This is a genomic window from Rhodococcus sp. IEGM 27 (assembly GCF_033142305.1).
Taxonomy (GTDB): domain Bacteria; phylum Actinomycetota; class Actinomycetes; order Mycobacteriales; family Mycobacteriaceae; genus Rhodococcus_F; species Rhodococcus_F oxybenzonivorans.
This window is the reverse complement of the sequence record NZ_JAWLSG010000001.1, coordinates 997,537-1,017,444: the sequence shown is the minus strand read 5'-3', so window position 1 is coordinate 1,017,444 and position 19,908 is coordinate 997,537. Positions and strand designations below refer to the sequence as shown.

Annotated in this window: 22 protein-coding genes; 9 read left to right on the top strand and 13 right to left on the bottom strand. The window is 64.7% G+C overall.

The window, feature by feature from the left end; genetic code table 11:
• Positions 1-2: 2 nt before the first annotated feature.
• Complete coding sequence (locus R4P95_RS04825) at positions 3-926, bottom strand: TIGR03564 family F420-dependent LLM class oxidoreductase (protein WP_213573668.1); 924 nt, start codon at positions 924-926, stop codon at positions 3-5.
• Positions 927-1,065: 139 nt separating this feature from the next.
• Here R4P95_RS04825 and R4P95_RS04820 point away from each other — a divergent pair, with 139 nt between their 5' ends.
• Positions 1,066-1,899: a TauD/TfdA dioxygenase family protein gene (locus tag R4P95_RS04820; protein ID WP_213573666.1), complete on the top strand. Its 834-nt coding sequence runs from the start codon at positions 1,066-1,068 to the stop codon at positions 1,897-1,899.
• A 66-nt stretch (positions 1,900-1,965) separates the two neighbouring features.
• A complete protein-coding gene (locus R4P95_RS04815; protein WP_213573664.1) occupies positions 1,966-2,526 on the top strand; it encodes a nuclear transport factor 2 family protein in 561 nt (186 codons plus the stop codon).
• A 74-nt stretch (positions 2,527-2,600) separates the two neighbouring features.
• On the opposite strand, the gene R4P95_RS04810 is transcribed toward R4P95_RS04815, so the two are convergent.
• Positions 2,601-3,365 carry an SDR family oxidoreductase gene (locus R4P95_RS04810; protein WP_109326970.1) on the bottom strand — a complete coding sequence of 255 codons (765 nt, stop codon included), beginning with the start codon at positions 3,363-3,365 and terminating at the stop codon, positions 2,601-2,603.
• A 53-nt stretch (positions 3,366-3,418) separates the two neighbouring features.
• On the opposite strand from R4P95_RS04810, the gene R4P95_RS04805 reads away from it, so the two are divergent.
• The 3 genes from R4P95_RS04805 to meaB are packed head-to-tail and all read left to right on the top strand — an operon-like array spanning position 3,419 to position 6,991.
• The gene (locus R4P95_RS04805; protein ID WP_317743736.1) at positions 3,419-4,858 is read left to right on the top strand and encodes a class I adenylate-forming enzyme family protein; all 1,440 of its coding nucleotides are present in this window, start codon (positions 3,419-3,421) and stop codon (positions 4,856-4,858) included.
• Entirely contained in the window at positions 4,851-5,990 is a 1,140-nt protein-coding gene (locus R4P95_RS04800; protein WP_213573660.1) for a thiolase family protein, read from the top strand. The genes R4P95_RS04805 and R4P95_RS04800 overlap by 8 nt, the downstream gene beginning before the upstream one ends.
• Complete coding sequence (gene meaB, locus R4P95_RS04795; RefSeq protein WP_249354011.1) at positions 5,987-6,991, top strand: methylmalonyl Co-A mutase-associated GTPase MeaB; 1,005 nt, start codon at positions 5,987-5,989, stop codon at positions 6,989-6,991. The genes R4P95_RS04800 and meaB overlap by 4 nt, the downstream gene beginning before the upstream one ends.
• On the opposite strand, the gene R4P95_RS04790 is transcribed toward meaB, so the two are convergent.
• The 3 genes from R4P95_RS04790 to R4P95_RS04780 are packed head-to-tail and all read right to left on the bottom strand — an operon-like array spanning position 6,980 to position 9,620.
• Positions 6,980-8,059, bottom strand: coding sequence for a dihydrodipicolinate reductase (locus tag R4P95_RS04790; protein WP_213573658.1), 1,080 nt, complete (start codon positions 8,057-8,059; stop codon positions 6,980-6,982). The two genes, meaB and R4P95_RS04790, sit on opposite strands and share 12 nt — an antisense overlap.
• 42 nt (positions 8,060-8,101) lie before the next feature.
• Positions 8,102-8,920, bottom strand: coding sequence for an acyl-CoA thioesterase (locus tag R4P95_RS04785; protein ID WP_213573657.1), 819 nt, complete (start codon positions 8,918-8,920; stop codon positions 8,102-8,104).
• Positions 8,921-8,966: 46 nt separating this feature from the next.
• Positions 8,967-9,620: a TetR/AcrR family transcriptional regulator gene (locus R4P95_RS04780; RefSeq protein WP_213573655.1), complete on the bottom strand. Its 654-nt coding sequence runs from the start codon at positions 9,618-9,620 to the stop codon at positions 8,967-8,969.
• Between the two features lie 172 nt (positions 9,621-9,792).
• Between R4P95_RS04780 and R4P95_RS04775 the strand changes: the two genes are divergently transcribed.
• The 3 genes from R4P95_RS04775 to R4P95_RS04765 are packed head-to-tail and all read left to right on the top strand — an operon-like array spanning position 9,793 to position 12,743.
• On the top strand, positions 9,793-10,791 hold the full coding sequence (locus R4P95_RS04775; protein WP_317743735.1) for an acyl-CoA dehydrogenase family protein: 999 nt from the start codon (positions 9,793-9,795) through the stop codon (positions 10,789-10,791).
• Positions 10,775-11,950, top strand: coding sequence for an acyl-CoA dehydrogenase family protein (locus R4P95_RS04770; protein ID WP_213573651.1), 1,176 nt, complete (start codon positions 10,775-10,777; stop codon positions 11,948-11,950). Before R4P95_RS04775 ends, R4P95_RS04770 begins: the two co-directional genes overlap by 17 nt.
• 10 nt (positions 11,951-11,960) lie before the next feature.
• Positions 11,961-12,743: an enoyl-CoA hydratase gene (locus R4P95_RS04765; protein WP_109326981.1), complete on the top strand. Its 783-nt coding sequence runs from the start codon at positions 11,961-11,963 to the stop codon at positions 12,741-12,743.
• Positions 12,744-12,816: 73 nt separating this feature from the next.
• Here the strand turns inward: R4P95_RS04765 and R4P95_RS04760 are convergent, their stop codons facing one another.
• Positions 12,817-13,590: a glucose 1-dehydrogenase gene (locus tag R4P95_RS04760; RefSeq protein WP_317743734.1), complete on the bottom strand. Its 774-nt coding sequence runs from the start codon at positions 13,588-13,590 to the stop codon at positions 12,817-12,819.
• Between the two features lie 136 nt (positions 13,591-13,726).
• Between R4P95_RS04760 and R4P95_RS04755 the strand changes: the two genes are divergently transcribed.
• Entirely contained in the window at positions 13,727-14,158 is a 432-nt protein-coding gene (locus R4P95_RS04755; RefSeq protein WP_317743732.1) for a nuclear transport factor 2 family protein, read from the top strand.
• Between the two features lie 25 nt (positions 14,159-14,183).
• Here the strand turns inward: R4P95_RS04755 and R4P95_RS04750 are convergent, their stop codons facing one another.
• The 7 genes from R4P95_RS04750 to R4P95_RS04720 are packed head-to-tail and all read right to left on the bottom strand — an operon-like array spanning position 14,184 to position 19,828.
• Positions 14,184-14,984, bottom strand: coding sequence for an acyl-CoA dehydrogenase family protein (locus R4P95_RS04750; RefSeq protein ID WP_213573645.1), 801 nt, complete (start codon positions 14,982-14,984; stop codon positions 14,184-14,186).
• Positions 14,981-16,078 (bottom strand): acyl-CoA dehydrogenase family protein, encoded by a 1,098-nt coding sequence (locus R4P95_RS04745; protein ID WP_213573643.1) that lies wholly within the window; start codon positions 16,076-16,078, stop codon positions 14,981-14,983. Before R4P95_RS04745 ends, R4P95_RS04750 begins: the two co-directional genes overlap by 4 nt.
• Entirely contained in the window at positions 16,075-16,491 is a 417-nt protein-coding gene (locus R4P95_RS04740) for a nuclear transport factor 2 family protein (protein WP_213573641.1), read from the bottom strand. The genes R4P95_RS04745 and R4P95_RS04740 overlap by 4 nt, the downstream gene beginning before the upstream one ends.
• Positions 16,478-17,710: a metal-dependent hydrolase family protein gene (locus R4P95_RS04735; protein ID WP_317743730.1), complete on the bottom strand. Its 1,233-nt coding sequence runs from the start codon at positions 17,708-17,710 to the stop codon at positions 16,478-16,480. Before R4P95_RS04735 ends, R4P95_RS04740 begins: the two co-directional genes overlap by 14 nt.
• A gap of 4 nt (positions 17,711-17,714) precedes the next feature.
• On the bottom strand, positions 17,715-18,038 hold the full coding sequence (locus R4P95_RS04730; protein WP_159919385.1) for a hypothetical protein: 324 nt from the start codon (positions 18,036-18,038) through the stop codon (positions 17,715-17,717).
• Complete coding sequence (locus R4P95_RS04725) at positions 18,022-19,290, bottom strand: aromatic ring-hydroxylating oxygenase subunit alpha (protein WP_213573637.1); 1,269 nt, start codon at positions 19,288-19,290, stop codon at positions 18,022-18,024. Before R4P95_RS04725 ends, R4P95_RS04730 begins: the two co-directional genes overlap by 17 nt.
• Before the next feature lie 4 nt (positions 19,291-19,294).
• Positions 19,295-19,828, bottom strand: coding sequence for a carboxymuconolactone decarboxylase family protein (locus tag R4P95_RS04720; protein ID WP_213573635.1), 534 nt, complete (start codon positions 19,826-19,828; stop codon positions 19,295-19,297).
• Positions 19,829-19,908: the final 80 nt, after the last annotated feature.

Genomic DNA, 19,908 nt, shown 5'->3' with positions numbered 1-19,908 from the left:
AATTACCCGTCGGTGGTGGCCAGTTCTCGGAGAAGGTCCTTGGTGCGGCCGATCGACGCTTTCGCGTCGGGGCCGACGGGGAAGGCTGCAGCCCAGATGTCGGTGGCACCCGCGTCGAGGAGACCTTGCAGCTGGGTGCGCACCGACGTCTCGTCGCCGACGATGGCAACGTCGGCCGGGCTCGACGCACCGCCGACTTCCAGAATGCGTTGGTAATTCGGCATTCCCGCGTACATGGTGGCGGTTGCGGCAACGGCTTCGCGGGCTTCATCGGCGTCGTCGTGAACCGCCACGGGGAGCCCGGCGACAATCCGGGGAGTGGCACGGCCCGCGCCTGTCGCGGCGGCATGGATCGCGGGCGCGACGCGGGATTCGATCACCTTCGCGGAAGCCATCCACAGGATGGTGCCGTCGGCGTACTGCCCTGCCACCCGGAGCATGCGTGGTGACATGGCCGAAAGAAGGACGGGCACCTCGTGGACCAGGGGCACCATGCGGCCGGCACTCCGTGTGGTCCACTCCTGACCGCGGATGTCGACCTCTTCACCGTGGAGCAGTGCGGCGACGATCCGTATATATTCCTCGGTGTTCTGGCCGGGCCGCTCGTAGGAGAGTCCGTACACCTCGCGCACCAGGGACTCGTGTGAAGGGCCCAGACCCAGAGTGAATCCGCGACGGCCCATTGCTTCGGAAACGGCGGCTACCCGATTCGCCTGCAGGAGGGGGTGACACGGATAGGTCTGCAGGACAGCGGTTCCGAGTTCGATCGATGTCGTGGCGCGACCGGCAACCGTCACCGCCGCCAGCGGATCACCGGCGACGGTGCTGGCGTACCAGAGTGAGGTGAAGCCATCCGCCTCGGCTTGTACCGCTTGGTGCACGATCTTGTCGGTCGATGAGGCGCCGCCGGTCAATCCGATACGCATGTGAATCTCCTTGCCGCACGGCCCCAGCCGTGCCTTATGCCCTGTCGATCAAGTACAGATCTCTGTATGAGAGAACTGTAGTATCGAAATAGGAATATTGATAGCTTGATATGAGAATCATATTTCCAAGGAGGAACTGATGTTTGCCAATGTCACCCCCATCACCGATACCGTCGGTGTCGAAATCACGGGAATCGAGGGCAGCCGACTCGCCGACGCGCAGGCTGCCGCCCGGTGCCGAGCCTTGCTCGACATGCACGGTGTGGTGGTCTTTCGTGACGCCCACATCGCAGATGCCGACCTGGTAGCCCTGAGTCGCATGCTCGGCGACGTCGTCGTGGCGCCGGTAGGTGGTCAGGAGAACCACCCGGAAATCTCGGCCATCAGTCTGGATCCAGCCACCACTGTCCTGGCTTCCTACAACAAGGGCACCTTTCACTGGCACATCGACGGCGCCACTGACGCGGTCCCGCAGAAGTCGACGCTCCTCACCGCGCTCGAGGTATCAGAGGAGGGCGGTGACACCGAGTTCGCCAACACCTACGCCAGTTACGAAGCCCTTACCGAGGAAGAAAAGGCATCTTTCGCCGATCTGCGCGTGGTGCACAGCTTCGCAGCGGCGCAACTGCTGGCCAACCCTGATCCGTCGGACAAGCAAAGGGCAGCGTGGGCGCGGGTGCCGACGCGCGAGCACCCCCTGATCTGGACGCGTCGCAACGGACGGAAGTCGCTTCTGCTCGGCGCGACCGCCGCCCACGTGGTCGGCTGGCCCGAGGAGCAGGGGCGGGCACTTCTCGACCGTCTGCTCGACTGGTCGACGCAACCTCGATTTTCTCTGCGACATCATTGGCGTCGCGGCGACCTGGTCTTATGGGACAACACCGGAATGCTGCACCGCGCTGTCCCCTATGCGCCCACCTCACCCCGGTTGCTGCACCGGACCACCCTGATCGGCGAGGAAGCCGTCGCTTGAGCGCATGCAGCCGGCATGCATCGGCCACCATCCACACTCACCGGACCATCTTTGAAGGAGAGGCAGATGACCACCGACGATGTCGCAAGGCTCCAGCGTGACGTGCGGTACTTGATGGACCGCGGCGAAATCCTCGACTGCGTTGCCAGGCATTCTCGTGGCTGCGATCGCCACGATTCCGATCTCCTGTGTGGCACTTACCACGACGACGGAATCGACGAGCACGGCACCAGCACCAACAAAGGACCGGACTACGCGAACTGGGCGAATGCCGCACACGCGGCCACCTCTCTGGCGCATACACACAACATCACCACCCACACGTGCGAGATCGATGGCGATACCGCCCACTGCGAGAGCTACGTGTTGGTGGGATTACTCCTCAACGACGGGGTCACCGTGCAGCTACTCAACGGCCGCTATCTCGACCGACTCGAACGACGCGACGGTCGGTGGCGGATCGCGGTGCGGCGCTCGACCGTCGAATGGAGCGCGAAGGCAGACGCGTCGATGTTGCAATCGCGCTTCTTCACCGAGAAGGCGTTCCTGAGAGGCACGCGAGCCAAAGACGATCTGTCCTACCAGCGCCCGCTGCGCATCGACACACCGGCACCAGCACGCTGGTGACCGACGTGCGGCCGGAATGAGTGCGGCGGAGGTCTCGGGAACGACGGTTCCCGAGACCTCCGCCGCATTCGCACTTATTTCGGCGGGAATCGCAGGCCACCGTCGAGCCGGATGACCTCGCCGTTGAGATAGTCGTTCTCGACGATCGATGCGGCGAGAGTCGCGTACTCGGATGGCCGGCCCATCCGCTTGGGATGGGGAACCTGGGGCCCCCAGTAGGCCTCGAGTTGATCGCCGGCCTTGCCGTAGGCCGGAGTCAGGATGGTGCCAGGTGCAATCGTCACGACCCGGATACCGAGGGGGGAGAGGTCCCGGGCGGCCACGAGGGTCATGCCGACGATGCCGCCCTTCGCTGCGGAGTAGGGGAGTTGTCCGATCTGGCCTTCGTAGGCCGCGATGGACGCGGTATTGATGATTACGCCTCGGCCGCTGTCGTCGATCGGCTCCTGCTTGGCGATTGCGGCCGCGGCCAATCGCATGACGTTGAAGGACGAGATCAGGTAGGACTCGATGGTTGTCCGGAAGGCAGCAAGATCCATGGGGCTTCCATCCTTGCCGACGAGCCGCCCGCCCCCGGCTGGGCCGCCGTGTGTGTCCACCGAGATGCGCAGCGGCCCCAGCGACTCCGCCTCGGCGATCGCAGCCCCGACGGATTCCTCGTCCGAGGCGTCGGTACGCACGTAGCGGACTCCCAGCTCCTCCTCCAGTTCCTTGCCCTTGTCGTCGGCGACGTCGGCGACGACCACCTTGGCTCCCGCCTCATGGAGACGGCGAACGGTGGCTTGGCCCAACCCGCCCGTGCCTCCGACGACTATCGCGGAACAACCCATGATCTGCATCGCAATTTCCCTTCTTGCAAGTAAGCCTCTTGTACTGAGAGAATCATGTTCTCATGAACATCAACATGATTCTAGAGATGGCCGCGACCGACAGCGACAAGGCGGTTGTGACCGTCGACGAGCGCTCGTTGACCGCCGCGCAGCTCCTCGACCTCGCCCACCGCGCCGCCGACCGGTTCCGGGATCACCCGGCCGTGCTCTATCTCGGTGCCAATCATCTCGGCTATCCGGTCGCCCTGTTCGGTGCCGCCCTGGCCGGCGTCCCGTTCGTGCCACTCAACTACCGGCTCGGTGATCAGCAGTTGACTGCACTGCAGGATCGCCATGCCGGCGCCGTGATCCTCCGCCCCGAAGATCTCGACGCACTCGTCGATGTCGACGTGGTGCCGGACGCGCCCGCGGAAGCGCCTGCCGCGCAGTGGGACGGTGACAGCGTCGCCGTGATCATCTACACGAGCGGGACCACGTCCGATCCCAAGCCTGCTGTGCTGCGGCATCGGCACCTGCTGGCCTACGTCCTGAACACGATGGAGTTCGCATCCGCCGCGGACACGGATGCCGCGTTGGTGGCAGTTCCGCCCTACCACATCGCCGGCCTGACGAACCTCCTCTCGAACCTGTACACCGGGCGTCGCGTCGTCTATCTGGCCGGGTTCGACCCGACCGTGTGGCTTGACACCGTCCGGCGCGAGGGCATCACGCACGCAATGTTGGTGCCCACGATGCTGGCCCGCGTCGCCGCCGAACTGGGCGACGCCGACGCGGAAACGCCGACGCTGCAGAGCCTGGCCTACGGCGGATCCCGTACTCCGAGGCCCGTTCTCGAGCACGCGCTGCGCGCATTCCCGGACACGGGGTTCGTCAACGCCTACGGTCTCACCGAAACGGCGTCGTCGGTGGCCGTTCTGTCCCCCGAAGATCACCGGGCGGCGTTCGCGACGAGCGATCCGGCTGTGCGGGACCGGCTCGGGTCGGTCGGGCGGCCGCTGCCCGGGATCGAGATCGAGGTCCGCACGGAAACCGGTGAGCCGGTCGCGGCAGGCGAGACCGGCCTGGTCTTCGTGCGGGGCGAGCAGATTTCCGGCGAATACGGCGGACGCAGTGTGCTCGACGCGGACGGCTGGTTCGCGACCCGGGACCTCGGTCACCTCGATGCGGACGGCTACCTGTTCGTCGAGGGCAGGGCTGACGACACGATCATCCGCGGCGGCGAGAACATCGCACCGGCAGAGATCGAAGACGTGCTGCTCCGCCACCCGGCGATTTCCGAGGCAGCAGTGATCGGAATACCCGACACCGAATGGGGACAGCGAATAGTCGCTGTTCTCGTCGGTGACGCCGACCCGGCCGAAATCAGGCAGTGGGTCAAAGACAGGCTGCGTTCCTCGAAAACCCCGGACACCGTCGTGTTCCGAGATGAACTCCCGAAAACCGAGACCGGAAAACTACTGCGCCGCACCCTTGTGGCCGAACTGGAGAACTCCCATGCCTGAAGCAGTCATCGTTTCCGCTCTGCGCACTCCCATCGGCACTGCCGTGAAGGGAACGTTGCGCGACACCACCGCTCACGACCTCGCTCACCACGTCGTCGCCGCAGCAGCGGAAGATATCGACCCGGGTCTGATCGACGATGTGATCTTGGGTGAGGGCCTGTACGGCGGCGGGGTGGTTGCCAGGCACGCCGCACTCACCGCAGGCCTGACCGAGGTTCCCGGGCTGGCGCACAACCGGCACTGCGCTGCCGGCCAGGCCGCGGTGCAGAGCGCGGCCGCGAGCATCCGGGCGGGTATGGACGAGCTGGTCATAGCCGGCGGAGTCAACTCGGCGTCCACCTCGCCGAAATCACTGTTCAAGGTGGACGGCGAGTGGGTGCCGTGGTTCCCGCCCACCCATCCCGAACAGGCCAACGCCCCCACCATGGATATGTCGATCACGGTCGGATGGAACGCGGCCGTCGAGGCGGGCGTGACCCGGCAGGAGATGGACGAGTGGGCATTTCGCTCACATCGCAACGCCGTACAGGCCATCGATGAGGGCCGGTTCAAGGAGGAGATCGTTCCCATCGACACGCCCCACGGACTCTTCTCGGTCGACGAGCATCCGCGGCGCGAGACGAGCTTGGAGAAACTCGCGTCACTGAAGCCGCTGCATCCGGAGATCGAAGGGTTCAGCATCACAGCAGGCAACGCGTGCGGTGGCAACGACGGCGCTGCCGTCCTGACGATTGCGAGTGACCGTCTCGGATTACCCGCGCTGGCCACCGTCCGGTCGTGGGCGTCCGTCGGGATCGACCCCGCACTCACCGGTCTGGCGCCGGTCAGGGCAATCCCGAAAGCCCTTAGCCGCGCGGGTATCTCCCTCGCCGATGTCGACCTGTTCGAAATCAACGAAGCTTTCGCCGCGATGTGCGTTGCCACTATCAAGCTGCTCGAGATCGAGCCGGACAGGGTCAATGTGAGCGGAAGTGGTTGTTCGCTCGGACATCCGGTCGCAGCGACCGGTGCCCGGATGCTGGTGACGCTGGTGCACGAACTGCGCCGCCGCGGTGGCGGTATCGGTGTGGCGGCAATGTGTGCGGGCGGGGGAATGGGGTCGGCGACGGTGATCGAGGTTCCAGCGCCGTGACTGTGAGCCGACCCGTCAGTGATTTCCTTGCGTCATCCAGTGTGTCGGACCTCGTCGCGGCAGCGCGTGCAGGATCCGTGCGTGCGGCGGGACGGTTGCTCAGCCTGGTCGAGAGTAACCGTCGCTCCGAAGTGCTCGACTCGCTGGCCGCGGTGGTCGACTCGCCGGCCGCGGCGCCCGCCCGGGTGGTCGGTGTGACGGGGCCGCCCGGTGCCGGAAAGTCGACGACCATCGGAGCCCTCGTCGCAGAGTATCGGCAGCGGGGCCTGCGGGTGGCGGTACTGGCGGTCGACCCGTCCTCGCCGTACAGCGGCGGTGCGCTACTCGGCGACCGAATCCGGATGGCTGCGCACATCAACGACCCGGGTGTGCTCATACGGTCGGTCGCAACGCGCGGCCACCTGGGCGGACTGGCCGCGGCGGTGCCCGCGGCCATCCGCCTGCTCGGGGCGCTGTCGTATGACCTCATCCTGCTCGAAACGGTGGGGGTGGGGCAGTCCGAGATCGAGATCGCGGCCATCGCTGACCCCACGATCGTGATACTCAACCCCGGTGCAGGTGACGCTATCCAAGCCGCGAAGGCAGGTTTGTTGGAGGTCGCAGACATCCTCGTCGTCAACAAGGCCGATCGCGATGGCGCCGACCAGACCGTGCGAGACCTCCGAGCCGAGTCCCACGTGCCGATTCTCACCCTCGTCGCCGCACGAGCCGAGGGCGTGTCCACGTTGGTGGAGGTGATCGAGGCCCACCGTCGCGCCGACACACTCGCGCGCCGGACAGCCCGGGCGCGGGCACAGGTGCTCTCCCTTGCACACACTCGCCTGCGGACTCATCCCGGCCTGGCGCACCTTGCCGCCTCGGTCGCGGCCGGCCGCCACGACCCCTACACGGCGGCTGATCTGTTGCTCGCTCCCGCGTCCGAGGCCGCCCACGACACACGGGTCTTCCGGTACGAGACGGAAGACCCGGCCTTCTGTGATGCGCGCGGATCAACCGAGTGAGGCAATGACCTGGGGAAGGTCGGTGGTCGAGCGGATTCCCGAGGCGGCAGCGCACACGAAGGGCACCGCGTTCACAGCGCGGTGTGCCGTGTAACCGGGCGCCACCGCACCCATCCGTTCGAGTGGCACCGGCATTGTGATGTCGATGTCGAGGGGTGCGTCCCCATCGACAGTGACATGCCAGCCGGTGGCGCGGACGTCCCAGGCCGGATCGACGTCGGCTGTGCAGTACCAGGTAGCGCGGAAGCGTAACAGTGCCCGGCCGCCCCGCATACCGGCGGCGGTAATTCGCTGGGCCGCCACCGTACCCGCCTCCAGGACCCCGGCGGCGATGTGGGTTCTGTGGCGGGCGGTGGCAACCTCGCCACTCGCCTCCACGGAATCGAGCGGCTGCCCGAGGGCGTCGGCGACGAGTTGGAGCGAGGGCCCGAAACTCGTTCGCGCATGTGATAACCGGGCTTCGCTGAAACCACCGGGAGCGCGTCCGAATCCCATGATGTTGAACAAGAGGTCGGGCGAATCCCTCTGCGACAGATCGGCATACTCGTCAATCGTCAAGTTGTCGAGCTGTCGCTGGATCGAGGTCAACACGAGCGGAACGGCTTCGGTGATGAAACCGGGACTGCTGCCGGTGCTGTGGATCGAGGTGTTGCCGAGCTCGCACGCGGCCTCGACCCGTGCGCGTACCTCGGGGTCCATGCCCGCCGGATAGTGGAACTCACCGCGGGTTGTCACGATATTGATCCCCGACGCCAGCAACCAGCACACTTCGTCGAAGTCGCACGCACGCGGCATGTACAGCACACAATCCGCTCCGGAGTCCACGACCTCCTCGATGCTCCGGGTGGCGGTGATGCCGGTAGCGGGCAGCCCGCACAGTTCGCCCGCGTCGCGGCCGATCTTGTCGTCTGCGTGGACGTACACACCGGCCAAGGTCAGCGTCGGGTGTTCGATCACCGCCCGGAGTGCACGGGTGCCGATGTTTCCTGTCGCCCATTGCACGACCCGATACGGCCGGGTGGCAAGAGTTGAGTCGACAGCGTTCTCGGACAAGGGATTTACACTCATGTCACACCTTTGATCGGTCGACGTGCCACCACGGAACGGGTGTCACGGGTGGATGCGGAGGAGGGCTTCTTGCGCATAGGACGCGACGAGGCTCCCGTCCTCGGTGAGAACATCGCCACGGCCGAAGCAGCGGCCGTGCGCCAGCAGTGGACTGTGCTGGCGAAGGAGGAGCCACCTGTCGGTGCGGAACGGCCGATGGAACCAGAGGCTGTGCGATGTGACGGCAGAGGTGAATGCCGTGCCGTTACCGAGTTGGCTGAGCCCGTGAAGTGGGCGCAGCGCCGTGCCGATAAGGTTCAGGTCGGTGGCGTATGCAGTGAGGGCCTGGGCCAGCTCGCCAGCGACTTCCGGTGTGCGCATCCAGAATTCGAAATCGGGTGTTGTGGCCGCCGTCGCGTTCAGGTCGGCGGCGGCGCGGGTTTCCCACGGGAGAAGGTCGAGGTGTACCCGGAATTCTTCCGGAAGGACGGCGGGAACCGCGGGGAGGCTCTGATGTTCGGGTCCGTCCTCACCGCAATGCAGGGAGATCGCGGCAGTCGCAACCACCCGTTCCGACTGCCGGGCGACGACCGCCACGGTTGCGAACGATCGGCCTTCGTGCTGAGTCGTGACCTCGTACCGGACCGGCTCGTCGGCGCGGCCCTCCCGTGCAAACAGCGCATGCATGGATTTGACGCTCTTGCTCGGACAGGTGAGACGAGCCGCCTCCAGGAACTGGCCCAGGATCTGTCCACCGAACAGTCGGTGGTAGTCCAGTTTCTGGTTGCTTCCCTCGAACACCGCGACCGTAGGGTCATCGGTGTCGGGTGGGTAGGGGCGCAGATCGAGGCAGGCGAGAAGGTCGTTCCATAACTCGGGCACACATCGACTGTAATCGATGTTTCTCTTGTTGAGAATACCGTTCTCGTCAGGAGTGTGCGAAACCCCGCGAGCAGAAAGCCCAGACCTCGTCGGCGGAAATGGGACGGACGGTTGCGTCGTCGTTGCCGCCACTCGACTGAGCGATGAACATGACCGTCTGCATCGTCATGGCGGCCATTCGGCGCGGGTTGATCTCGGCGCGCAGTTCACCTGCGGCTTCGGCCTGCTCCATCAGCTCGGTAAACAGCGAGAGCAGCGCCGAGTGCGCGACCTTCACCTCGGCGGGATGGGAAATCAGCAACTGTGGGGCAAAGTCGGTGAACAGCGGACGATGCGCCACCGGGTCGGGGCGGCACGACTCGAACAGCAACTCGACGGCGACGCGAAGCTGGTCGAGTGGGTCGGTCTCGTTGGCTGCCGCGGCGCGGATCTGATCGGCAGACCGGGTCAATGCTTCCTCGAACAGGGCGAGGAGAAGTTCGTGTTTGCCGTCGAATTGCAGGTAGAAGCTACGCAGCGACTGCTTGGACCGGTCGACGAGCTCCTGCACCGTGAAGTCGGTGCTGCCCTTTTCGGTAATGATCGCCTGCGCTGCATCGAGGAATTTCTGCACCCGCTGCTCGGCGCGGAGCTTGGCGGTTTTGATGGAGCGTTCGACTGCGCGCTGCTTCCAGGCCGGCTCTTCGCTGACTTCGGTCACCGCCGGACCCCCCCTCTGTGTGTAGCAAACATGTATCCACTGTACCGGAGAGGAGCATGACGTTGGGTCGCCAGCCTGCTGGCTTCGGGCAAAAGTGAAACTCTTACTTTCGTCTGGCGAGAATGTTATTCTCGCTAGACCATTCGCAGCTCTGGCAAGGAGGCAAGCCGGGATGCTTTTCGAGTTCGACTCCGATCAGCGGTTGTGGCAGAAAACCGTCCGAGAAGTCACGGCCAAGGAGTGCCCGCCCACCCTGATCCGCACGATCGTCGACGACGGCGGTGACCCCGGTCCTCTGTGGAAGGTGTACGTCGACCTCGGGTGGACCGAGCTGGCGGAAGCCGATGTCGCCGTCGAATTGGCGATCGTCCTGGAAGAGCTGGGCCGAGCTACCGATCCCACGCCCTACCTTGCGACGATGACCCAGTTCGCTCCTCTGGCCGTGGGGTGTGCCGATCCTGCGCAGTCCGGCGCGGCGGTATTCGACGGTGTGAGTGCCCACCGCGACGGTCGTGGCTGGCTCCTGAACGGCACCGCCCACCGAGTCATGGACGGAGATCGCGCAGATCTGCTGGCTGTGGTCACGGGCGCCGGCGTCTTCGTGGTTCCCGCGGAACGGGTGACCGCAACGCGCAGTCTGATCTTCGATCCCGTGTTGCACCTTGCCGAGGTGACCTTCAGTGGGGTTCGCGTGAGCGAAAGCGACCGCAGTGCCGCCAATCCGGAGCGCGCTCGTCAGCTGGCCCTGACCGGCATGGCGCTGACGATGGTCGGAGCCTGTCAGCGCATTCTCGACTCAGTGCTCGTTCATGTGAAGGGCCGCAATCAATTCGGTGCTCCGATCGGCTCCTTCCAGGCGGTCAAGCACAAAGCAGCGGACATGCACGTGGCCGTCGAACGTGCCCGCGTACTCGCCTACTATGCCGCCCTCACGATCGCCGCCGACGATCCCCGCCGCCGTGTGGCTGCGGCAATGGCCAAGGCCGCGGCAGGGGAGTGCCAGTCGCTGGTCTTCCGCAACGGCCTGCAGCTGTTCGGGGCCATGGGATTCACCTGGGAAAACGACCTTCAGTTCGCGCTCAAGCGCGCCAAAGCCGGCGAGCTCCTGCTCGGCGGCGCGGCCGAACATCGGGCGCTCATCGCCGAGGAGTACCGTGCAACTCAATTTTGATGCCGACGTCGAAGAATTCCGGGCCGAGTTCCTGGCTTTCCTCGCCGAACATCTGCCCGGCGAGGCCGAGGCGGGGGAACGACCCCGCTCCAGTGCGGATGTTCCGGAGTGGGCCCGCCGCTGGCAGCGGATGCAGTTCGACAACGGCTGGCTGCTCCCCGGAAACCCGCCCGAGTTCGGCGGCCGGAATGCCAGTATCCTGCAGCAGTACGTGCATCTCGAGGAACTTTCCCGGCGCCGGATCTATCACAGCTTCAATCCCCAGGGCCTCGGTATCATCGCCGCCTCGTTGTTGTCGTTCGGTACGCCGGAACAGAAGGAACGTTGGGCTGCACCCATTCTGCGTGCCGAGATCACTGCTGCGCTCGGCATGAGTGAACCCGGTGCGGGCTCCGACCTCGCGTCGTTGCGTACACGCGCGGTGCACGACGGTGACTCTTTCGTGGTGAACGGCCAGAAGGTGTGGACGTCCGGTGCCAACGAGGCCGACGTGTTGCTCACCTTCGTCCGCACCGATCCCGACGCTCCGAAGCACAAGGGAATCAGCGTGCTTCTGATTCCCACCGACACCCCGGGGGTCACGCGCCGTCCCTTCGCCTCCGTGTGTGCCGAGGACGACTTCGACTTCAACGAGGTGTTCTTCACGGACGTCAGGGTGCCCGCGGAGAACCTCGTCGGTGGGCTGAATCAGGGCTGGGGCGTTGCCAACGGTGCCCTCGGCCACGAACGCACCCTGTTGTGGCTGGGTTTTGCCGATCGACTGCAGGATCTCGTCGAGGATTTCCGGCCTGTCACGGCGCTCGACCGTGATCGCTATGCCACGCTCGCCATGGACAATCAGGCGCTGCGGCTGCTGGGCTCTGCGGCGCTGGCCCGTGCGGACCGGGGTGAGCAGGACGTAGCGGCCCTGTCGGTTCTGAAGATCCTGGGATCCGAGGCAGTGCAGACCGCTTCGGAGCACGCGCTGGACGGCGCCGGGTTCGACGGTCTGGTCCACCCCGCGCTGACGGCACCGTACACGCCCTGGAACAACGACCATTTCGCGTCGAGTTGGTTCGAACGCTATGCGCGGAGCTTCGCCGGCACCATTGCCGGCGGCACGTCCGAGATTCAGCGCACGATCGTCGCCGAGCGCGTGCTCGGCCTACCCCGAGGCTGAGGAGCCCGACATGTATATCGACTACGAGGTCGCCGACAAGATCGCGGCCATCACACTCAATCGCCCCGAGGCCGCCAATGCCCAGAACGGCGCGCTCCTCGATGAGCTCGACGCAGCCTGGACCAAGGCGGCGGAGGACCCTGATGTGGCGGTGATCGTCTTGCGTGCCGAGGGGAAACACTTCTCCGCCGGTCACGACCTCAACGATCGGTGGCCGGCTCCCGCGGAGATCACCCTGGAATGGATTTACGGGGCGGAGACCCGTCGCTATCTGGAGTACTCGCTGCGTTGGCGCAATGTTCCGAAGCCGTCGATCGCGGCCGTCCAGGGGCGCTGCATCGCGGGCGGACTGTTGTTGTGCTGGCCGTGCGACCTGATCGTCGCTGCCGAGGATGCTTCCTTCTCCGACCCGGTGGTGATGATGGGCATCGGTGGAGTCGAATATCATGGTCATACTTGGGAACTCGGCGCCCGCAAGGCGAAGGAAATTCTCTTCACCGGTCGTCCGGTGACGGCCGCGGAAGCCGAGCAGGTCGGCATGGTGAACAAGGTCGTGCCACGCGATCAACTCGACGCCGAGACTCGGGCACTTGCCGAACATATCGCCACGATGCCCTCGTTCGGGCTGCGCCAGGCCAAGCGCGCGGTCAACCAGACGCTGGACGTACAGGGCTTCTACGCTGCAATCCAGTCGGTGTTCGACATCCATCAGTCCGGACACGGCAACGCCTTGAGCGTCAGTGGCTACCCGATTCTGATGAAGCTGGACGAGATGAAAGCGAAAATTCAGTAAAAAGGATCCAGAAGAAGTGTCGACTCCGATGGTGGGTCCCCGTAAGCGGGGCCCACCATCGGGCGGTAAGTCGTCAGACCTTTTTGGTGACGCCGCCGTCGACCCGGATGATAGCGCCGGTAGTGAAACTCGATGCGTCACTGGCGAGATGGAGTGCGAGTGGTCCGAGTTCCTCCGGCCTTCCCATGCGACGCAGCGGTACGAACGACGCTTCCTCACCTTCAGCCGGCGCCCACGACTTCGAGACGTCCGTCAGGAAGGGGCCCGGCAGGATCGCGTTCACCCGGACCTTCGGCGCGAACGCATCGGCCAGGCCGACCGTGAGTGCATTGACCCCTGCTTTGGCACAGGCATAGGGCAACTGACGCGCGCTCGCCACCAGGGACCCCGCGGTACCGATATTGATGATGGAGCCACCGTCGTTTTCGGCCATGTGGGTGGCGGCTCGAACGGCGAGCCGAAATGGTCCCTTGAGGTTGACAGCGAACGTCTTGTCATACAGCTCTTCGGTGATGTCGTCGAGGTTCTCGTACAGCGGTGACATACCGGCGTTGTTCACCAGTACGTCGAGCCTTCCGAAATGTTCCAGGGTCTGTTCGATCAACTGGTCGCACTCGTCCCAGCGTCCGACGTGACAGGCTACGGGAAACGCTCGACTGCCGGTGGACGTCTCTACCTCCTTGGCCGCGAGCTCGCATGCGTCGAGCTTGCGCGAGGCGATGACGACGTCGGCCCCCGCCTCGGCGAGAGCCTGCACGATGGCTCTTCCGATGCCGCGGGATCCGCCGGTGACGACGGCAACCTTGCCGGTCAGGTCATGTAGGGATAGGGAAGCACTAGTGGTCATCCATGAATTATGCCCGAGTCGAGTGCCTTTGGAAAGGGCGTTCTGATATTCGAGAATCGCATTCTGCAGGCGGCGGAGTGCTTGTGTGGTGAGCTGGGTGCGGGTCCAATGAGCTTGTCGAGGGGTGAGGAACCACATGAATATGCAAGTGGTACAGGACAAGGCCGAGATTGCGGAGCTGATGTATCGGTACGCGCGAGCCGTCGACACGAAAGACTGGGCGCTGCTGACTTCAGTGTTCACGGAGGACGCTCACCTCGACTACAGCTCGGTCGGGTACCCGCCCGGGCCGCGAGACGAGGTGGTCGCCCTTCTCCGGGATGCGCTGACCCAGGTTCCGCTGACGCAGCACTTCGTCACGAATATCGAGATCGATCTCGATGGCGCCACTGCGAAGGTGCGGGCAATGTTCTTCAACCCCATGCAACTACCCGGCGTGAGCGGCATGACCTACTGCGGGGGCAACTACCACCACGAAGTGGTGCGCACCCCGGATGGCTGGAGAAGCACCCGACTCCGGGAAGAGAGCCTCTGGTTCTCGAATCATCCCGGACCGAGCGGCCTTTGACGAGACCGCTCGGTCACAGCCGGCGTCAGAGCTGGACGAGGCGCGGCGCCGATCCTTCGGCCCGGATCATCGCGCCTGCTTCGCGGGTGAGTTCTCGCGCACTGCCGAGGAGGCCGTCGAGCACCAGCGCGCGCCGGATGTGCCGGTGTAGATCGTGTTCGGCCGTGAAACCTATCCCACCGAGCACCTGCTGGCAGTGACGAGCCGTAGTGAGCGCCGCCTGGCCGGCCGCAGCCTTGGCGAGCAGGGAGCCGAGGTCGTCGGTGGCGGCGGCCAGGGTTGCTTCGGCGCCCTCGATGGCGACGAGGGTCTCCGCGAGCCGATGCCGTACGGCCTGGAATGCGGCGACCGGCCGGCCGAACTGTGTGCGGCCCAGCGCGTGTGTTCGAGCAAGGGACAGCATGGCTCGGCTGGTACCGGTCAACCACCAACCGAGCGCTCGGCGGCCCGCAGCGAGCGGGACCGGACTCCCGGGGTCGACGATCGCCAGCGGTAGTTCACTGTCCAGTGCGCTGTGCTGCGGTGTGGTCGCCTTGTCGGTGCGGTCCCACAGAACCGAGGAGCCTCCGGTGTACGGCAGTGGGACGGCGCCACCGACGGGGAGTCCCGCCTCGTCCAGCACCACGTCATTGAGGAAGGGTCCGTGTGCGCCGGTCTCCCCGAGGAGCCGGAACACCATCGGCACTGCGAGGTCTGGCATTTCGGTGAGCATGTCGTGCCACCCGAGTTCGGTGAGGGCGGTATCGAGATCTGCACCCGATCGAATGGTCATCGTTTTGCGAAGTGTGTCCTCGAGGAGGGTGAGCTCCACGTCGTACACTGTCATTCCGCCCCCAGGTCGAGTAGCCGGCGCGCGATGATGTTGCGTTGTATTTCCGCGGTGCCGCCGTAAATGGTTGCGGCGCGGGAATACAGGAATTCCGTGCGCCACTCGTTCTCGCCGAGTTCGAGCACCCCGGGAAGCAGGTCTCGGGCGGTGTCGAACAGTCGCTGTTCGGCGGTGGCAAGCAATACCTTGTCGATGGAGGTCTCCGAGCCGAGTAAGGCTCCGTCCGCCAGCCGCTGCTGGGTGGCGTGGGAGCGGCACCGAGCGGTGTGGAGCGCAAGGTATGCCGCACCGAGATCGTCGTCGTCCGAAGCCTCGGCATCCGATTGCGTCAGCAAGCGATCGAGACGGGTGAACAGATAGGCGATTCGGTGCCAGAAGCAGGTGGACCGTTCGTGAGGGAGTAGGTCCATGGCCACCCGCCATCCGTCGCCCGGACGGCCGAGCATGCGATCCTCGGGAACGACCACATCGTCGAAGTACACCTCGGCGAACTCGTCGACGCCGTGCATCGTGCGCAACGGCCTCACGGTGATGCCTGGTGTGTTCATGTCGACGAAGAAGGCGGTGATACCGCCATGACCCGGCGCGGTGCGGGTGAGTAGGACACAGCGGGTGGAGTATTGGGCGAGGCTCGTCCAGACCTTTTGCCCGTTGATCACCCATGTGCCGTCACCGCGGGGGTCCGCGCGGGTGGTCAGCGACGCGAGGTCGCTCCCCGACCCGGGTTCGGAAAAGCCCTGACACCACTGCTCACGGCCGCTGAGCAGCAAAGGCACCATCTCGGCCGCCAACTCCGGGCGCGCGTACGAGATCATGGTCGGAGCGAGCACTTCGATCATCGAATAGATTCCTGGCTCGGCCAGGTCGCGGGTCGCAACCTCCTCGCCGAGGACGGCGCGAAGCACCGCGGGCCCGCCTACACCGCCGACCTCGGTGGGCCAGCCGTAGCGCATCCAACCTGCGTCGTAAAGAGCGCCACGCACCCGGGCCAACTGCGCGACCTGTCCGTCGAGCGAATGATCGGGCCCGGCGGACAGGTCGTTGTCTTCGAGCCAGGCGCGCAGACCTGCCCGAAATTCTGTGACGTTCATGCGCCAGGACGTTCGAAGGCGTGCGGGCGCCCCGAATCATGCGCTCCACTACGGCGAATGAACGTCATGGCCCGTGTCCGAAGCCGCCAGCCGTCGGTGGTCCGGGCATAGGTGTCGTTGTAGTACCCGATTCGCATGTCGTGTGTCGCCTCGTCGACGAAGCACAGTGGTTGAGTCCCGGTTGCCGTGTCGCCGGACAACTCGATGAGGGGGGTACCGGTCATGAACAGGCCCTTGGGTGCTGCAGCAACCAGTTCGGGGAACTGATCGAGGGGAAATGCGTCACCGAAGGCGCTGTAGGTGCCGTCAGCAGTGAAGACACCGACCACCCCCTCGACGTCGCCCTTGGTCATGTTCACCGCATAGCGGGCGAGCAACTGCTGAATTTCCATCAGGTCGTCATTTGTTGACATAGACTTTGCCGCCTTTCATGACGAACCGCACATTCTGGGTCACGGTGATGTCGTCCACCGGGTCACCGGGAACACCGATGATGTCGGCCAACAGGCCCTCCGCGAGCCGTCCACGGTCGGTCACGTCGATCAGATCGGCGGCCGTGGTGGTCGCCGCCTGCAGCACCGCCAGGGACGGCATACCTCGCTCCACGAGGGCGACGAGTTCGTCGGCGTTCTTCCCGTGAGGGATTGCGGGTGCATCGGTGCCGACGGCGATCTTCACGCCTGCCTTGTATGCCGCAAGCACCGAAGTGCGTGCGCGGGGGAACATCTCGGCGGCCTTGGCTTGCAGATCGGCAGGGGCGTGTGAGACGTCCATGGCATCCGCGAGCCGGGTGGTGGGCACCAGGTAGCTGCCGCGCTCGACCATGAGGTCGATGGCGTCGTCGTCGATGAGGAAGCCGTGCTCGATGCAATCGATGCCTGCTTCCACCGCCGCACGCACCGCATCCGCGCCGTGTGTGTGCGACGCGACGCGCAACCCGCGCCGATGAGCCTCGTCCACGATGGCCCGAAGTTCCTCATCCGAATAGTGCTGCGCACCGGGAAGTCCGGTATGTGACATGACCCCGCCCGAGACGCACACCTTGATCAGCTGTGCGCCGTGCTTGATCTGATAGCGGACGGCCTTGCGTACCTCGTCGACCCCGTTGGCGATCCCTTCCTCGATGGTGAGGTCCAGAACACCGGGGGCGAACGCCGCGAACATCGTGGGGTCGAGATGTCCACCGGTGGGGGTGATCGCGTGTCCGGCGGGCACGATCCGGGGACCGTCCACCCAGCCGGCGTCGATCGCCTTGCCGAGCGCGACGTCGAGTAGGTAGCCGCCCGTCTTGACGAAGAGTCCCAAATTGCGGACGGTGGTGAAACCGGCGTGCAGCGTGCGGCGGGCGTTGCCCACCGCACGCAGCATGCGCAGCGGAGGATCGTCTTGCACGGTGGAGTACACGGGCTTCTCTCCCCGTCCACCCATCAGGAGGTTGACCTCCATGTCCATGAAGCCGGGAAGGAGGATCAGGTCGCCGAGATCCAGTACCTCCCCTTCCACGTGGTCGCCGGCATTGCCGGCGTCAGAGCCGACACCGACAATGCGATCGTCCTCGATGCGGAGAATGCCGGGTCGGATGATCTCGCCGGAATCGATGTCGAGTAGCCCGGCCGCCTTCAGTGTCAGCATGATGTCAGACCACCGGTTCCTTGATGAGATCGACCCACGCCGCGCCGCTGTCGGGCACCCGGGCCTGCTTCCACACCTCGATCGGAAACGACACCATGACGAGCGACTGCATCAGGTGCACGAGGGAGCGGGCGTCGTCGGGCAGGTCGTCGAAGTCGAACTTGTCGCAATACGTGATCGCGTCTTCGAGGCGGCCGAACGCGGCGTCGTAGAACTCCTGCATCTCGGGCATGGTGGAGGCGAGGCGTTTTGCGTAGCGCTCGGGCTCGGTCTGCAGGGCCCAGCCGGCGTACGGCTCGAGGTCGGCGAACTCAGTTGGCAGAGCCATCACGGTACTCCTTGACGTAATCTTTGACGGTCTTGTGAAGGTGGCGAAGAAGAACTTCCTGATCGCAGAGCGGGAAGTCGGTGACGGTGCCGGTGGCAAGCATCGACTGGGTTGCCTCGAGGGTGTTGGCATCCTGGAGTGCGTACTCCTTGAAAGTCACCGCAGCCAGCTCCTGCGCGAGGCGTTCGCGCGTGTTCTTCGGGGGAACGAAGTAGAGGTTCGCCTCGAAGGTGTGGCGACCGACCTCTGTCGGCCAGTACTGGTACGTGAGGTACCAGCCCGGTGCCCAGAACAGGAGCGAGAAGTTGGGGAAGATCTCGAATTCGTCGATGCCCCATGGTTTTGCGCCGGCGGGGTTGATGCCGCGCGGCAAGGGATCGAGGCCCTCGATGTCGGGACGATCCCACGGACCGAAGAGACCACTGCGCAGGACTCGCTCGATCGGCTTGACCATGTTGAGATCCTTCGGCGGCGACATGCCACCCCAGGAGGAGATCATCGAGTGGGGAGTCTGCAGCTCGTAGTGCAGTGCCTCGAAGCCGTAGCCGATGAGTTTGTCGGCCTCGTCCTTGGTTGCCTGCTTCTGGTGGAGCACAGGGGCGTGGTAGAACTCGGCAAACGCGTCGATGAACAGCTTCCAGTTGCTCGCGATGTCGGAGCGGTAGCTGTAGACCTCGGTCATCTCGTGGAAGGGGTAACCCTTGAGGCTCTGGCCGTAGTCGCCGAGGTATTCCTCCAGTGATACGGCTTCGGGATCGAGGTTGACGAAGATGAAGCCTTCCCAGACCTCGCAGCGCACGTCCTTGAGGCCGTAGTTGCTCTTGTCCAGGTCGAAGAACTCGCCCTCCTGCTGAACGAACGTGAGCTCGCCTTCGAGGCTGTAGCGCCACGCGTGGTACTTGCAGGTGAACTGACGGCAGGTGCCCGCCGTTTCTTCCTGCGGGAAGTCGTTCCACACCAGCTTGTTACCGCGGTGACGGCAGACGTTGTGGAAGGCGCGGATCGTGCCGTCGGCCCCCTTGACGATGATCAGTGAGGTGTCGGCGGCTTTCAGTTCTCTGGTGAAGTAACCACCGGTCTTCGGCACCTGTTCGACGCGCCCGACCAACAGCCAGGTGCGCTTGAAGATTGCGACCCGCTCGTCTTCGTAGAACTGGGGATCAGTGGAGTCGGTGTAATCGACCGGCTCGGTACCGAGTTGGGGGAAACTCTCTGTCCAGCTTCCCGCAGCTGGTTTCGCGAAGTGGGGCACGGGTCTACCTTTCCTGTTCGAGCTCTATGCCGAATGTGTTGAAAGCCATGGCCATCATGGTGTAGCCGCCGATCGTGAAGACCAGGTCCATTTGCTGCCGTTCATCGAGACGTTCACCGAGAGCGGCCCAGGTCCGGTCCGACAGGCGGGATGTCTCGTCGAGTTCGTCCACGGCCGCGAGCAACTTCTGCTCGAAGCCGTCGGCGGCTTCGCCGCGCTGCGCGGAGGCGATCTCGTCCTCGGACAGTCCTACTTCTCTGCCGAGTTCCGTGTGGTGTGTCAGCTCGTACGTGCAGTCGCGGCGATACGCGACCCGCAGGATTGCCAGCTCGCGCAGGCGTGCGGGCAGGGTCGACCGGTACAGCAGGTGAACGCTGAAGCCGAGAAATGCCTTTGTCAGGTCAGGGTGGCGAGCGAGTGTCGCCAACGCTGTGCCCGCCCCTTCCGGATTCTGCCGTTCCCTGGGAAGCATCCCGGCGAAGGCGAATCGTGCTTTGTCGTCCCAGCGGTCTGCGGGCAGCGGGGGCAGTAAGGGCATTCGTAACCTCCTCTCGATGAGAATAACATTCTCAATTATGAGCACTAGGTTTCCACGGGTTGCTCGGATAGTCAATCTCT

Excerpts from the sequence above, each read along its gene's own strand:
- R4P95_RS04825 (WP_213573668.1), bottom strand. The coding sequence starts at position 926 with ATGCGTATCGGATTGACCGGCGGCGCCTCATCGACCGACAAGATCGTG.
- R4P95_RS04820 (WP_213573666.1), top strand. The coding sequence starts at position 1,066 with ATGTTTGCCAATGTCACCCCCATCACCGATACCGTCGGTGTCGAAATC.
- R4P95_RS04815 (WP_213573664.1), top strand. The coding sequence starts at position 1,966 with ATGACCACCGACGATGTCGCAAGGCTCCAGCGTGACGTGCGGTACTTG.
- R4P95_RS04810 (WP_109326970.1), bottom strand. The coding sequence starts at position 3,365 with ATGCAGATCATGGGTTGTTCCGCGATAGTCGTCGGAGGCACGGGCGGG.
- R4P95_RS04805 (WP_317743736.1), top strand. The coding sequence starts at position 3,419 with ATGAACATCAACATGATTCTAGAGATGGCCGCGACCGACAGCGACAAG.
- R4P95_RS04800 (WP_213573660.1), top strand. The coding sequence starts at position 4,851 with ATGCCTGAAGCAGTCATCGTTTCCGCTCTGCGCACTCCCATCGGCACT.
- R4P95_RS04790 (WP_213573658.1), bottom strand. The coding sequence starts at position 8,059 with ATGAGTGTAAATCCCTTGTCCGAGAACGCTGTCGACTCAACTCTTGCC.
- R4P95_RS04775 (WP_317743735.1), top strand. The coding sequence starts at position 9,793 with ATGCTTTTCGAGTTCGACTCCGATCAGCGGTTGTGGCAGAAAACCGTC.
- R4P95_RS04765 (WP_109326981.1), top strand. The coding sequence starts at position 11,961 with ATGTATATCGACTACGAGGTCGCCGACAAGATCGCGGCCATCACACTC.
- R4P95_RS04760 (WP_317743734.1), bottom strand. The coding sequence starts at position 13,590 with ATGACCACTAGTGCTTCCCTATCCCTACATGACCTGACCGGCAAGGTT.
- R4P95_RS04755 (WP_317743732.1), top strand. The coding sequence starts at position 13,727 with ATGAATATGCAAGTGGTACAGGACAAGGCCGAGATTGCGGAGCTGATG.
- R4P95_RS04750 (WP_213573645.1), bottom strand. The coding sequence starts at position 14,984 with ATGACAGTGTACGACGTGGAGCTCACCCTCCTCGAGGACACACTTCGC.
- R4P95_RS04745 (WP_213573643.1), bottom strand. The coding sequence starts at position 16,078 with ATGAACGTCACAGAATTTCGGGCAGGTCTGCGCGCCTGGCTCGAAGAC.
- R4P95_RS04740 (WP_213573641.1), bottom strand. The coding sequence starts at position 16,491 with ATGTCAACAAATGACGACCTGATGGAAATTCAGCAGTTGCTCGCCCGC.
- R4P95_RS04735 (WP_317743730.1), bottom strand. The coding sequence starts at position 17,710 with ATGCTGACACTGAAGGCGGCCGGGCTACTCGACATCGATTCCGGCGAG.
- R4P95_RS04730 (WP_159919385.1), bottom strand. The coding sequence starts at position 18,038 with ATGGCTCTGCCAACTGAGTTCGCCGACCTCGAGCCGTACGCCGGCTGG.
- R4P95_RS04720 (WP_213573635.1), bottom strand. The coding sequence starts at position 19,828 with ATGCCCTTACTGCCCCCGCTGCCCGCAGACCGCTGGGACGACAAAGCA.